This window comes from Pantoea sp. BR_17, assembly GCF_041955125.1.
GTDB lineage: Bacteria > Pseudomonadota > Gammaproteobacteria > Enterobacterales > Enterobacteriaceae > Pantoea > Pantoea stewartii.
This window is the reverse complement of the sequence record NZ_JAVAXT010000003.1, coordinates 118,048-130,504: the sequence shown is the minus strand read 5'-3', so window position 1 is coordinate 130,504 and position 12,457 is coordinate 118,048. Positions and strand designations below refer to the sequence as shown.

The window sequence follows — 12,457 nt, the reverse complement described above, 5'->3', positions numbered from 1 at the left end:
CAAGGATTTTAATTGATGAAAATGGCTATTCTGTCACGCGATGGATCGCTCTATTCCTGCCGCCGTTTACGTGAAGTCGCCGAACAGCGTGGTCATTTTGTACAAATCATTGATCCTCTTTCCTGCTACATGAACATCAATTCTGCCTCGCCCGGTATCCATTACCGTGGCGAGTTGCTGGGTCACTTCGATGCCGTGATTCCCCGTATCGGTACCGGAATCACCTTCTATGGCACGGCGGTGCTGCGCCAGTTTGAGATGTGCGGCAGCTATCCACTCAATGAGTCCGCTGCGGTCACGCGTGCCCGGGACAAACTGCGTTCCCTGCAACTGCTCGCCCGTGATGGCATCGACATGCCGGTGACCGGATTCGCCTCGTCGCCCGATGATACACAGGACCTGATCGCCATGGTGGGCGGTGCGCCGCTGGTGGTAAAGCTCGTCGAGGGCACGCAGGGCATCGGCGTGGTTCTGGCGGAAACCCGCCAGGCGGCTGAAAGTGTCATCGATGCGTTTCGTGGACTGAATGCGCATATTTTGGTGCAGGAGTTTATTCAGGAAGCGCGCGGATGCGATGTACGCTGTCTGGTGATTGGCGACCGGGTCGTGGCGGCGATTGAGCGTCAGGCAAAAGAGGGCGATTTTCGTTCGAATTTGCACCGGGGCGGTAAAGCCCGCATCGTTGACATCAGTGAGCAGGAACGTCTGATGGCCGTTAAAGCGGCGGCGGTGTTGGGGCTGGATGTCGCGGGTGTAGATATTCTGCGTTCAAATCGCGGTCCACTGGTGATGGAAGTGAATGCCTCACCCGGTCTGGAAGGTATTGAAACTACAAGTGGTCTTAACATTGCAGGTATGATGATCGATCATATTGAGCGGTACGCTATCCCCGGGCACCGTCCTAAAACCGCAGGTTGACCCGCGCTTTTCAGTGGTTTTCGTGGAAACTCACCACATTTTTCCGTAAGCTAAGTCGCTTATTTATCACCCCATGGGATTTTACAATGGATTCTCTTGTCGTTCCGGATATCGACCTGCTGCGTCGTTGGCTGGATCAGCAAAATATCACTTGGTTTGAATGTGATGCTTGTCAGGCGCTGCATTTGCCGCATATGCAAAACTTCGACGGGGTGTTTGACGCTAAAATCGACCTGGTAGACAACGTCATTCTGTTTTCAGCACTGGCGGAAGTGAAGCCGACGGCGTTAATTCCGCTGGTGGGTGACCTGTCGCAAATTAACGCCAGTTCGTTAACGGTGAAAGCGTTTATCGATATTCAGGATGACAATCTGCCGAAGCTGATTGTGTGCCAGTCGATGATGATCACAGCCGGATTAACCTTCGGCCAGTTTTCGCATTTCATGAAGCAGAGCGAAGAAGAAATTTCCATGGTCATCATGGAAGCCTTCGCCAACAACCTGCTGATGATGGGTGAAGATGAAGAGCATGTTGCCACCAGCAGCATGCATTCCGTTCTTCACTGATCCTCACCGCCGTGATTAAGCCGTCTGCCAGGACGGCTTTTTTATGCCTGTCCCTGGCACAGGCTTTCCTGCCGCACGCGTCATAAGCGTTTTTTCCCTTCAGCATCAAATATTCTCAATGTTATCAATTGTGAAGGAGGTAGATTATTTTGTAACCGTAATGTTTTATTCTGCATTAAGCCCTTAATTGCCAGATTTATGACGTTCTTTATGCCGTAAAAGCCGAACCTCATAGCTTAAACATGCATAAAATATTACGTTCAGGCGTTTTTTACGCTGAGGTATGGTTAACCCCGAACGGGGCGGCTATGCTTGCGGTGCGGCACTAACCGCAGGAATACCGTGCTGGTATAGGTTTTTACTATTAAACGTCCACTGAATAATGATTCATTGTGTCACTGATTTTTAAATCATAAAAACGCAATGTCGGATCACTGATGTGCAGCGTTGTTATAACCCGCTCAGGAGGATTAAAAACATGTTCAACCAACGTAAAAAATGGTTGTCAGGTGTGGTTGCTGGGGTGCTGATGGCTGCTTCAGCCAGTACCATGGCGGAAGATAAAACGCTGCACGTTTATAACTGGTCGGATTATATTTCGCCCGATACCGTGCCGAACTTTGAAAAGCAGACCGGCATTAAAGTGGTTTATGACGTGTTTGATTCCAACGAAGTGCTGGAAGGCAAACTGATGGCCGGCAGCACCGGCTACGATGTGGTGGTGCCTTCGTCCAGCTTCCTGGCGCGTCAGCTGCAGTCTGGCGTGTTCCAGCCGCTGGATAAAAGCAAACTGCCCAACTATAAAAATCTTGATCCGGCGTTGATGGAGAAGGTTGCCCAGCACGATCCGGGTAATAAATATGCCATTCCGTATTTGTGGGGCACCACCGGCATTGGCTACAACGTTGAAAAAGTCAAAGCCGCACTGGGTGCGGATGCGCCGGTCAACAGCTGGGATCTGGTGCTGAAACCTGAGAACCTGGAAAAACTGAAAAGCTGTGGCGTCTCGTTCCTGGATGCACCTGAAGAAATTTTCGCGACCGTGCTGAACTACCTCGGCAAAGATCCGAACAGCAGCGATCCTAAGGATTATTCCGGTGCCGCGACCGATCTGCTGCTTAAGCTGCGTCCAAATATTCGTTACTTCCACTCGTCGCAATACATTAACGATCTGGCCAACGGCAACATCTGTGTGGCGATCGGCTGGTCCGGCGATATTCTTCAGGCAAAAAATCGCGCGGAAAAAGCGAAGAACGGCGTCAACATTGGCTACAGCGTACCGAAAGAGGGCGCACTGGCGTTCTTTGATATGATGGCGATTCCTAAAGATGCCAAAGATGTGGACGCGGCTTACACCTGGCTGAACTACATCATGGATCCGAAAGTTATTGCTGACGTGTCCAACAAAATGAATTATGCCAACGGCAATAAAGCGTCTCTGCCGCTGATTAATGCCGATATCCGCAACAATCCGGGCATTTACCCTACGCCGGATGCCATGGCCAAATTGTTTGTACTGAAGGTACAGGATCCGAAACTGGATCGTGTGCGCACGCGTGCATGGACTAAGGTTAAAAGCGGTAAGTAACTAAACGGCATGTCCTGCTACAGCAACAGAGGCGCAGTCCCGGCCTCTGTTGTGCCATTTTTAGCGGCACTGTTTGCCGCGTTGTTCCGCCTGGCTCCGGAGAGATATGAGTGAACGATGCCATCCCACGCCCGCAGACTAAAACGGCAAAAGCGTTAACGCCGTTACTGGAAATTCGTAATCTGACAAAATCCTTTGACGGCCAGCATGCCGTGGACGATGTCAGCCTGACTATTTATAAAGGCGAAATTTTTGCCCTGCTCGGCGCATCCGGCTGTGGTAAATCGACCTTACTCCGCATGCTGGCAGGCTTTGAACAGCCCACCAGCGGGCAGATTGTGCTGGATGGACACGATCTGTCGCATGTCGCGCCCTATCAGCGTCCTATTAATATGATGTTTCAGAGTTACGCGCTGTTTCCCCACATGACGGTGGAGCAGAACATTGCGTTCGGGCTGAAACAGGACAAGCTGGCTAAAGGCGAAATTACCAGCCGTGTCGAAGAAATGTTATCGCTGGTACATATGCAGGAGTTTGCTAAGCGCAAACCCCATCAACTTTCGGGCGGTCAGCGTCAGCGCGTGGCGCTGGCGCGCAGCCTGGCAAAACGGCCAAAACTGCTGCTGCTGGATGAGCCAATGGGCGCGCTCGATAAAAAACTGCGCGATCGGATGCAGCTGGAAGTGGTGGATATCCTGGAACGGGTGGGGGCAACCTGCGTGATGGTGACGCATGATCAGGAAGAAGCCATGACGATGGCGGGGCGCATCGCTATCATGAACCGGGGCAAATTTGTGCAGATCGGCGAGCCGGAGGAGATTTATGAGCATCCGACCAGCCGCTACAGCGCGGAATTTATCGGTTCGGTCAATGTGTTTGAAGGTCTGCTGCGTGAGCGTCAGGCAGATGGCCTGGTGATTGACAGCCCGGGCCTGAAACATCCGCTTAAAGTCGATTCGGACGTGTCGGTGGTCGATAACGTGCCGGTACATGTTGCGCTGCGCCCGGAAAAAGTGATGCTGTGCGAAACGGTGCCGGCGGATGGCTGTAACTTTGCCGTCGGTGAAGTGGTCCATATTGCCTACCTGGGCGATCTGTCCATTTATCACGTGCGCCTGCACAGCGGTCAGATGCTGAGCGCCCAGTTGCAAAATGAACATCGCTACCGCAAAGGGCTACCGACATGGGGCGATGAAGTCCGCCTGTGCTGGGACAGCGACAGCTGCGTGGTGTTGACGGTTTAAGGAGGCGGGATGAGCCAGATTTTTCAACGCACTAAAGCCCCTGCCAAACTGCTGGGCACGCCGCTGCAGCGCTGGGCAACGCGCGTCAAAATGCAGCACGGACGCAAGCTGGTCATTGCCTTACCTTACATATGGCTGACGCTGTTCTTTCTGCTGCCTTTCCTGATCGTACTTAAGATCAGTTTTGCCGACATTGCGCGCGCCATTCCGCCCTATACCGAACTGGTTAACTGGGCTGACGATCAGCTGAGCCTGGTGCTCAATCTGGGCAACTACGTCACGCTCAGCGACGATCCGCTCTACATTGACGCCTATCTGCAGTCATTAAAAGTGGCCGCTATCTCGACGGTGATTTGCCTGCTGATAGGTTATCCGCTGGCGTGGGCGGTCGCGCACAGTAAGCCTTCAATGCGATCCATCCTGCTGCTGCTGGTGATTCTGCCCTCATGGACATCGTTTCTGGTGCGGGTTTATGCGTGGATGGGGCTGCTGAACAATAACGGTATTCTTAATCGTTTCCTGCTGTGGCTGGGGGTGATCGATCATCCGCTGATCATCCTGTATACCAACACGGCGGTGTACATTGGCATCGTCTACTGCTATCTGCCGTTTATGGTGCTGCCGATCTATACCGCGCTGACGCGCATTGATTATTCGCTGGTGGAAGCTTCGCTGGACCTGGGCGCGCGTCCGCTGAAAACCTTCTTTAGCGTGATTGTGCCGCTGACCAAAGGCGGCATCATTGCCGGATCCATGCTGGTGTTTATTCCGGCGGTCGGCGAGTACGTGATCCCTGAGCTGCTGGGCGGCCCGGACAGTATCATGATTGGCCGCATTCTGTGGCAGGAGTTCTTTAACAACCGTGACTGGCCGGTGGCGTCGGCACTGGCGGTGATCATCTTACTGATTTTGATTTTGCCGATTATCTGGTTCCACAAACACCAAAACCGCGAAATGGGAGAGAAGGGATGAACAATCTGCCAACGATCCGCTCTCCCTGGCGCACAGTCATCCTGGCCTGCTGCTTTTTATTTCTCTACGCGCCGATGCTGCTGCTGGTGGTTTACTCCTTCAACAGCTCGCAGCTGGTGACGGTGTGGGAAGGTTTCTCCTTCCACTGGTATAAGGTGTTGTTCCAGGACGATGCCATGATCGATGCGGTGGTGCTGAGCCTGACCATCGCCGCGCTTTCTGCCACCATGGCGGTGGTGCTGGGCACGATGGCGGCGGTAATTATCGTGCGCTTTGGGCGTTTTCGTGGGCATAACGGCTTTGCCTTTATGCTGACCGCACCGCTGGTGATGCCGGATGTGATTACCGGTCTGTCGCTGTTACTGCTCTTTGTGGGGCTCGGTAATGCGCTGGGCTGGCCAACCGAACGCGGCACGCTGACCATCTGGCTGGCGCACGTGACCTTCTGTACAGCCTACGTGGCGGTGGTGATTAACTCGCGCCTGCGTGAGCTGGACCGTTCCATTGAAGAGGCGGCGATGGATCTGGGCGCAACGCCGTTGAAGGTGTTTTTCGTGATTACGGTGCCGATGATTGCACCCGCTATCGTCACCGGCTGGCTGCTGGCCTTTACCTTATCGCTGGACGATCTGGTGATTGCCAGCTTTGTCACCGGGCCGGGCGCGACAACGTTGCCGATGGCGATTTTTGCCACGGTGCGTCGTGGGGTCAATCCGGAGATTAACGCCCTGGCGTCACTCATCCTGTTTGTCGTGGGCATTGTCGGTTTTATCGCCTGGCGCGTGATGGCGCATGAAGAAAAACAGCGTTTAAGCGATATTCAGAAAGCTAAACGTGGCTGAAATGCCTGACGTTTGCCAATATAGATAAAGGCTGGTTTATCCAGCCTTTTTATCGCGTGGCGGAGTCGAGGACATGTCGGAAACCCTGAAGCACAGTTCTGTTTTACCGGATGCGCCGGTGCCCGTTACGGTGGCCGGCATCGCCATTATTGCCACGCGCTGCCTCAGCGTGCTGATGCTGGTGAACGCGCTGGGCTATACCGAAATCATCAACTTTCTCCATCGCAGTGCGCAGTCTTGGGATTCCACGTTGATTTTCATTGCCAGTCAGATCATTTTTTTATTTGAGCTGCGCTGTGCCTTTACCCTGATGCGCGGGAGCAATCGCGGGCGCTGGGGATTTGTCGTGGTGCAGATTGTGGTGTTGTGCTACATGCTGATGGCCTCCACGGGCGGGATCTATCCGGAAATTTTCAGTATTGACGGCGAAAGTAATCTGCAGATCATTCACCACACCTTGCAGCAAAAACTGCCCGACCTGGCGGTATTCCTGCTGTTGTTTCTGCCCGCCAGTAGCCGCGCATTTTTTCGTAAGCGGTGATACAATCGCGCTCCGCTCACCCTCCCGACAGGCAATACAGGCTTTACCATGCAATGCGCGCTCTATGACGCTAACCGCTGCCGCTCATGCCAGTGGCTCGAAAAACCCTATTCACAGCAGCTTGATGAAAAACAGTCTCTGCTGGCCCAACTGCTGGCTGATGTTCCGGTTGCAACCTGGCTGCCGCCGGTCGCCTCGGCCCAGGAAGGGTTTCGTAATAAAGCGAAGATGGTGGTCAGTGGAAGTGTAGAGCGGCCTGTTTTTGGCATCGTGCAGCGCAACGGCGAGGCCGTCGATCTGTCGGACTGTCCGCTTTACCCTGACCGTTTTTCACCAGTGCTGGCAACCTTAAAACCGTTTATCGCGCGCGCGGGGTTAACGCCGTACAACATTGAACGCCAGCGCGGTGAGCTGAAGTATTTGCTGCTGACGGAAAGCACGCAGGGCGGCATGATGCTGCGCTTTGTTCTGCGCTCGCACACGAAGCTGACACAACTGCGAGCTGCGCTGCCCTGGCTTCAGCAACAGCTGCCGCAACTGACGGTGATCTCCGCTAATATCCAGCCGGTTCATATGGCCATTCTGGAAGGGGAGGAGGAGATTCCGTTAACGCCGACCCAGTCGCTGGCAGAAACGTTCAATGGGGTGCCCTTGTGGATCCGCCCTCAGAGTTTTTTCCAGACCAATCCTCAGGTCGCCAGTGCGCTGTATGCCACGGCGCGCGACTGGGTCCGTGCGCTCCCGGTAACCAGCATGTGGGATCTGTTCTGCGGGGTGGGCGGATTTGGCCTGCATTGCGCGTCGCCGTCCCTGCAGCTTACCGGGATTGAAATCAGCGCCGAAGCGATTCGCTGTGCAGAACGCTCTGCCGATATGCTGGGCCTGGATAATGTCAGTTTTGCCGCGCTGGATTCCACCGCGTTTGCATTGGGACGCGAAGCGGTGCCGCAGCTGGTGCTGGTCAATCCACCGCGTCGGGGGATTGGCCGTGAGTTGTGTGAGTATCTCCGTGCGATGGCACCGGATTATGTACTTTATTCAAGCTGTAATGCACAGACCATGGCGCAGGATATCGCCCGGCTCAGTGACTACAGGGTAACGCAGGTCCAGCTGTTTGATATGTTCCCGCACACCGCGCATTATGAGGTGCTGACGCTGTTGACGCATCAACGTCAGGGCGGGCCAGCCAGGTAAGCTGCTGAACTGAGGACAGTGCAGAACCGGTCAGCAGAGTACGCGGCTGGCCCATAAACCTTATTCAGGAAACCATTGCTGGTTGATTTTCTGCCAGGTGCCGTTGGCTTTAAGTGCCGCCAGTGCCTGATTAAGTTTCTCACGCAGGCCGTCGTTACCTTTGCGTACCGCAATGCCTAAGCCGGTCCCAAAATAATCGGCGTCCGTCACATGCTCACCCACACTGGCCAGATCGCTGTTGGTTTTTAACCACTGATTGACCACCGCGCTGTCGCCAAACACGCCGTCAAGACGGCCGCTTTTCATATCCAGAATGGCATTCTGATAGCTGTCATAAGCCACCACTTTGATGTCCGGATGTTTGTCCTGTAGGTATTTCTGGTGCGTGGTGCCGTTTTCGACGCCTACACGTTTACCGTTCAGGTCACTTATCGCGCTGAATGTGCCTTTCGGGGCAATCACAATCGCCGAGTTGGCATAATAAGGCTGGGTGAAATCGACCTGTTTGCTGCGCTCGGCCGTGATGTCCATGCCGGCAATGACGGCATCATATCGGCGAAACTTCAGCGAGGGGATCAGGCTGTCAAATGCCGTATTGGTAAACGAGCATTCCGCTTTCATCTGCTGGCAAAGGGCCTTTGCCAGATCAATATCAAAGCCGACAATCTGGTTGTCGCTGTTCAGCGATTCAAAAGGGGGATAGGTAGCAGAGGTGGCGAAACGAATTTTCTCAGCGGCCTGCGCGCTTACCGCCAGGCTTACCAGTACTGCAGCAATCATCCATTTTTTCATTACAGGCTCCCTGGCCATCAGTCACATAACATACAGGGCAGTAAGATGCCAGATAATGAATTTTTATGCAATAAATGTGACTGGAAATTACTCAGGCAGGTTTCCCTGCCTGAAGATTAGTCGCGACGCTCAAAGGCCAGAGCGCGTTTTTCGATCAGGCGCATCAGAAGGGTAAGCAGGCCGTTAACGCACAGGTAAATCAATCCCGCAGCCGCATAAACCGTGACATCGTAGGTCCGGCCATACAGTAACTGACCGTGTCCCATGACTTCCATCAGCGTAATCGTAAACGCCAGCGAGGTGCCCTTAAAGACCAACACGACTTCATTGGAGTAAGAGGAGAGTGCACGCTTAAATGCATAAGGCAGCAAAATGCGCAGGCTTTGTCTGGGCGTCATGCCCAGCGCCTCGCAGGACTGCCACTGACCGGCAGGTATTGCCCGCACCGCACCGTAAAACAGCTGCGTGGTATAGGCAGCACTGTTCAGCGACAACGCCAGCATGGCACACAACCAGGGTTGTGACAGCAGATGCCACAGCCACGGCAGTTTTTGCAGGCTGGGAAACTGACCGGGCCCGTAGTAGATCAGGAAAATCTGCACCAGCAGCGGGGTGCCCGTAAACAGGGTGATAAATCCTTTAATCAGGGGCGAAAACAGCGGTGTTTTCAGGGTCAGTGCGATGGTAAACATCAGCGACAGACACAGCGCGACCACCAGCGATGCCGCAGTCAGTGTCAGGCTGGTATGAAGCCCTTTCAACAGTTCGGGTAAATATTGCAGCATCAGCTGTTCCCCCGTTCAAAACGGGTCGTACGGTGTTCAATACGACGCAGCACTGCCTGGCTAAACAGCGTAATCACCAGGTAAATGGCCGCCGCAATCAGGAACCAGGTAAAGGGTTCCTGCGTACGCGTAGCGATGCTTTTGGTTTGCAACATCAGGTCGTTAACGCTGATAAGCGACACCAGCGCAGTGTCCTTCAGCAAGACCAGCCACTGGTTACCCAGACCGGGCAGCGCATGACGCCACATCTGCGGCATGATGAGGCGGAAAAAGATCGCCGACCTCCTCATGCCCAGCGCCTGGCCCGATTCCCATTGACCGACCGGCACGGCTTTTAACGCACCACGCAGCGTTTGTGACGCATAGGCGGCGTAAAGCATAGCCAGTGCAATCACGCCACACAGGAACGGGCTGACATCAAAATTTTCGATCTGCATCTTAACCGGTACGCTGAACAGACCGAAATGTAGCGTAAAACCGTCAGACAGCGTCAGGAGCAGTTGCGAGGCACCAAAGTAGATAAACAGCACCACCAGAATCTCTGGCAGGCCGCGAATCAGGGTGACCAGTGCGGTGCCTGCCCAGGCGAGCGGACGCAGCCGCATTGACTCCCAGCCAGCAAAAATCATCGCCAGCACAAGGCCAGCGATGAGGGCACAAACAGCAAGGCCGACGGTCATGCCGGCGGCGCTTGCAAGCGGAATTATTTCATTCATCAGAGATTACTGCTGAAACCATTTGTTGTAGATGGTTTTGTAAGTACCATTGGCCTTGATTTTATCAAGCGCGGTGTTGAACTTGCTTTGCAGCTCGGTATTGCCCTGACGAACGGCGATGCCCAGGCCGGTGCCAAAGTAGGCTTTATCCGTGACTTTCTCACCCACCGGGGCCAGATTCGCGTTTTGTTTCAGCCACTCGTTTACCACGGCGCTGTCGCCAAAGACCGCATCAATACGGCCATTTTTCAGGTCAAGCACGGCATTCTGATAGCTGTCATAAGGGACAACGGTGATGTCACTGTGTTTGTCGGCCAGGTATTTCTGATGTGTGGTGCCGTTTTGCACGCCTACACGTTTACCTTTCAGCGCATCAACACTGGCCACTTTGCCTTTCTGCGCCACGAAAATTGCGGAGTTATCGTAGTAAGGCTTGCTGAACAGCACCTGCTTTTCGCGCTCAGGCGTAATGTCCATACCGGCCATAACGGCGTCGAAACGGCGGAATTTCAGGCTTGGGATCAGGCTGTCAAAAGACTGGTTGGTAAAGGTGCAGGTTGCATCCATCTCTTTACACAGCGCATTCGCCAGATCGACGTCGAAGCCCTGAATTTTATTGTTGGCATCGACAAATTCAAACGGAGGATAGGAGGCCTCAGTGGCAATACGAATAGTTTCAGCGGCGGAGGCGCTTAAACTCAATCCGGCAAGCAGTGCAGCAAGTACGACTTTTTTCATTTTTAGCATCCTGACTTAGTGCGAAAGATAATGTGCAAACGCCTCGGTTTGCGGCTGTGTAAAGCGGCTGGCATCACCCTGTTCCACGATATGCCCGTTTTCCATATAAACTACACGGCTGGCCGTTTTACGGGCCACGTCCACTTCGTGCGTCACGATAACCTGTGTAATCTGCGTCTGAGCCAGCTCGCGGATAATACTGACGATCTGGGCGGTGATTTCAGGGTCGAGCGCGGCAGTGGGTTCATCAAATAACAGCACCTGCGGCTCCATCATCAGCGCACGGGCAATGGCTACGCGTTGCTGTTGCCCGCCAGAAAGGTGCAGGGGGAAACGGTCGCTATAGCTGGTCAGGCGCAGACGATCGAGGAGCTTGTCGGCTCTGGCGCGTGCGTCGGCCTTGCTCAGGCCCAGTACACGGCAGGGGGCTTCCATCAGGTTTTGCAGCACCGTCAGGTGCGGCCAGAGATTATATTGCTGGAAGACCATTCCGACATTTTGACGAAGCTCGCGTATCGCGGCCTCTGAAGGGGTTTTGCTGAAGTCGAAATCATTACCTGCAATGTGCAACTGGCCTGAGCGTGGGCGCTCAAGCAGATTCAGCACGCGCAACAGCGAACTTTTTCCTGCGCCGCTTGGGCCAAGCAGCACCAGCGTTTCGCCCTGCGGACATTCCAGGTTAATGTCAAACAGCGCCTGGTGAGCACCGTAGAAACAATTAATCGCGTTTAGTTGAATACTCATGCGCCAATTTTGAATAGCTATTAGTTTTGCGGATTTTAACGTCACCAAAATAGTTATGCAATTAAGGTGGCTTAAAATTTACGAATAAGCGGTAAACACACAAAAGATTAGCACAAGATATCGCGAGACAAGGCGGTGAGAAGACGGGGAACCGGAGGTGGCGCGGGATAAAAACGCACGGCCTGGCCGCCGGCGTTTTTATCTGCTGATGTCAAAAAGCGTTTATTTCTTTGTTTTTTCAAGCAGCTGGCTAAGCGATCCTCCGCCAGGATGCGGGACATCTGCCACATAGCGGACATCATCGACGACCCAGCAACTGCCCTGATGAATCATCAGCACTTCGTCCTGCCACTGTTTGTCACCGCGGCTCATTTTCACGCGCAGGGGAATGTTACGGGCATCCCGGTTAGGAATCGTGGAAGCATCGGCAACGTCAACCCCGGTCGGCCCCTGAGCCAGGCTGGAGAAGAGATCGCCGTTGCGCCACGTCGCCGCATCCGGACGTTGGCTGGCTTGCAGCAGCGCCTGATAAAGTTCATCGCTCAGGTAAGGGCGATACTGTGCCAGCGTCGCGGTATCAGGCAGGCCGGATGAAGGATGCTCGATACGCATGTCGTAAAAACGCTGGGCGACGGTGTCCGGGCTACCTTCCACGCAGGGGGCCATGCGCGGGCCATTATCCTTTATTACCGGCTCGACCGTCGTACAGGCACTCAGCAGCAGCGCAGCCGGGAGCAAAAGCGCAAAACCTTTGTTTCTCATCTCGATTTCCTTATTGTTCTCTGGCAAGGTGCTTTTTTAACATAGAGTATAGCCC

14 protein-coding genes are annotated in these 12,457 nt (G+C 53.9%); 8 read left to right on the top strand and 6 right to left on the bottom strand.

Translation table 11 applies throughout. From position 1 onward, the window contains the following. The first annotated feature begins 15 nt into the window (after positions 1–15). The 8 genes from rimK (at position 16) to rlmC (ending at position 7,865) form a co-directional block, all read left to right on the top strand. A complete protein-coding gene (gene rimK / locus RAC60_RS06715; RefSeq protein ID WP_375093117.1) occupies positions 16–918 on the top strand; it encodes a 30S ribosomal protein S6--L-glutamate ligase in 903 nt (300 codons plus the stop codon). Between the two features lie 86 nt (positions 919–1,004). Further along, positions 1,005–1,484 (top strand): YbjN domain-containing protein, encoded by a 480-nt coding sequence (locus tag RAC60_RS06710; protein WP_033737663.1) that lies wholly within the window; start codon positions 1,005–1,007, stop codon positions 1,482–1,484. A gap of 478 nt (positions 1,485–1,962) precedes the next feature. After that, positions 1,963–3,072: a spermidine/putrescine ABC transporter substrate-binding protein PotF gene (gene potF / locus RAC60_RS06705; protein ID WP_033737662.1), complete on the top strand. Its 1,110-nt coding sequence runs from the start codon at positions 1,963–1,965 to the stop codon at positions 3,070–3,072. 110 nt (positions 3,073–3,182) lie between these two features. Further along, positions 3,183–4,316 (top strand): putrescine ABC transporter ATP-binding subunit PotG, encoded by a 1,134-nt coding sequence (gene potG / locus RAC60_RS06700; RefSeq protein ID WP_033737661.1) that lies wholly within the window; start codon positions 3,183–3,185, stop codon positions 4,314–4,316. A gap of 9 nt (positions 4,317–4,325) precedes the next feature. Continuing rightward, positions 4,326–5,288, top strand: coding sequence for a putrescine ABC transporter permease PotH (gene potH, locus RAC60_RS06695; RefSeq protein WP_039341374.1), 963 nt, complete (start codon positions 4,326–4,328; stop codon positions 5,286–5,288). After that, positions 5,285–6,130, top strand: a complete 846-nt coding sequence (gene potI / locus RAC60_RS06690; RefSeq protein ID WP_033737660.1) for a putrescine ABC transporter permease PotI — start codon at positions 5,285–5,287, stop codon at positions 6,128–6,130. The genes potH and potI overlap by 4 nt, the downstream gene beginning before the upstream one ends. A gap of 73 nt (positions 6,131–6,203) precedes the next feature. Beyond that, positions 6,204–6,671 (top strand): YbjO family protein, encoded by a 468-nt coding sequence (locus tag RAC60_RS06685; RefSeq protein ID WP_033737659.1) that lies wholly within the window; start codon positions 6,204–6,206, stop codon positions 6,669–6,671. Between the two features lie 48 nt (positions 6,672–6,719). Then, positions 6,720–7,865 carry a 23S rRNA (uracil(747)-C(5))-methyltransferase RlmC gene (gene rlmC, locus RAC60_RS06680; RefSeq protein ID WP_375093114.1) on the top strand — a complete coding sequence of 382 codons (1,146 nt, stop codon included), beginning with the start codon at positions 6,720–6,722 and terminating at the stop codon, positions 7,863–7,865. Positions 7,866–7,925: 60 nt separating this feature from the next. Here rlmC and RAC60_RS06675 read toward each other — a convergent pair whose 3' ends face one another. The 6 genes from RAC60_RS06675 to RAC60_RS06650 form a co-directional block, all read right to left on the bottom strand. Then, positions 7,926–8,657, bottom strand: a complete 732-nt coding sequence (locus RAC60_RS06675) for an arginine ABC transporter substrate-binding protein (protein WP_082999204.1) — start codon at positions 8,655–8,657, stop codon at positions 7,926–7,928. A 116-nt stretch (positions 8,658–8,773) separates the two neighbouring features. Continuing rightward, positions 8,774–9,442, bottom strand: coding sequence for an arginine ABC transporter permease ArtM (artM, locus tag RAC60_RS06670; RefSeq protein ID WP_058707612.1), 669 nt, complete (start codon positions 9,440–9,442; stop codon positions 8,774–8,776). After that, positions 9,442–10,158 carry an arginine ABC transporter permease ArtQ gene (gene artQ, locus RAC60_RS06665; RefSeq protein ID WP_033737656.1) on the bottom strand — a complete coding sequence of 239 codons (717 nt, stop codon included), beginning with the start codon at positions 10,156–10,158 and terminating at the stop codon, positions 9,442–9,444. Before artQ ends, artM begins: the two co-directional genes overlap by 1 nt. A gap of 6 nt (positions 10,159–10,164) precedes the next feature. Then, positions 10,165–10,896 carry an arginine ABC transporter substrate-binding protein gene (gene artJ / locus RAC60_RS06660; protein ID WP_039341362.1) on the bottom strand — a complete coding sequence of 244 codons (732 nt, stop codon included), beginning with the start codon at positions 10,894–10,896 and terminating at the stop codon, positions 10,165–10,167. 15 nt (positions 10,897–10,911) lie between these two features. Further along, positions 10,912–11,640 (bottom strand): arginine ABC transporter ATP-binding protein ArtP, encoded by a 729-nt coding sequence (gene artP, locus RAC60_RS06655; RefSeq protein ID WP_110267732.1) that lies wholly within the window; start codon positions 11,638–11,640, stop codon positions 10,912–10,914. Between the two features lie 222 nt (positions 11,641–11,862). Next, a complete protein-coding gene (locus RAC60_RS06650; RefSeq protein ID WP_289366422.1) occupies positions 11,863–12,402 on the bottom strand; it encodes a lipoprotein in 540 nt (179 codons plus the stop codon). Positions 12,403–12,457 lie beyond the last annotated feature (55 nt).

Bases quoted from the DNA above. Each gene is read 5' to 3' on its own strand.
- artM (WP_058707612.1), bottom strand. From the start codon at position 9,442: ATGCTGCAATATTTACCCGAACTGTTGAAAGGGCTTCATACCAGCCTG.
- rimK (WP_375093117.1), top strand. From the start codon at position 16: ATGAAAATGGCTATTCTGTCACGCGATGGATCGCTCTATTCCTGCCGC.
- artP (WP_110267732.1), bottom strand. From the start codon at position 11,640: ATGAGTATTCAACTAAACGCGATTAATTGTTTCTACGGTGCTCACCAG.
- rlmC (WP_375093114.1), top strand. From the start codon at position 6,720: ATGCAATGCGCGCTCTATGACGCTAACCGCTGCCGCTCATGCCAGTGG.
- potF (WP_033737662.1), top strand. From the start codon at position 1,963: ATGTTCAACCAACGTAAAAAATGGTTGTCAGGTGTGGTTGCTGGGGTG.
- potI (WP_033737660.1), top strand. From the start codon at position 5,285: ATGAACAATCTGCCAACGATCCGCTCTCCCTGGCGCACAGTCATCCTG.
- artJ (WP_039341362.1), bottom strand. From the start codon at position 10,896: ATGAAAAAAGTCGTACTTGCTGCACTGCTTGCCGGATTGAGTTTAAGC.
- RAC60_RS06685 (WP_033737659.1), top strand. From the start codon at position 6,204: ATGTCGGAAACCCTGAAGCACAGTTCTGTTTTACCGGATGCGCCGGTG.
- potH (WP_039341374.1), top strand. From the start codon at position 4,326: ATGAGCCAGATTTTTCAACGCACTAAAGCCCCTGCCAAACTGCTGGGC.
- RAC60_RS06710 (WP_033737663.1), top strand. From the start codon at position 1,005: ATGGATTCTCTTGTCGTTCCGGATATCGACCTGCTGCGTCGTTGGCTG.
- artQ (WP_033737656.1), bottom strand. From the start codon at position 10,158: ATGAATGAAATAATTCCGCTTGCAAGCGCCGCCGGCATGACCGTCGGC.
- RAC60_RS06675 (WP_082999204.1), bottom strand. From the start codon at position 8,657: ATGAAAAAATGGATGATTGCTGCAGTACTGGTAAGCCTGGCGGTAAGC.
- RAC60_RS06650 (WP_289366422.1), bottom strand. From the start codon at position 12,402: ATGAGAAACAAAGGTTTTGCGCTTTTGCTCCCGGCTGCGCTGCTGCTG.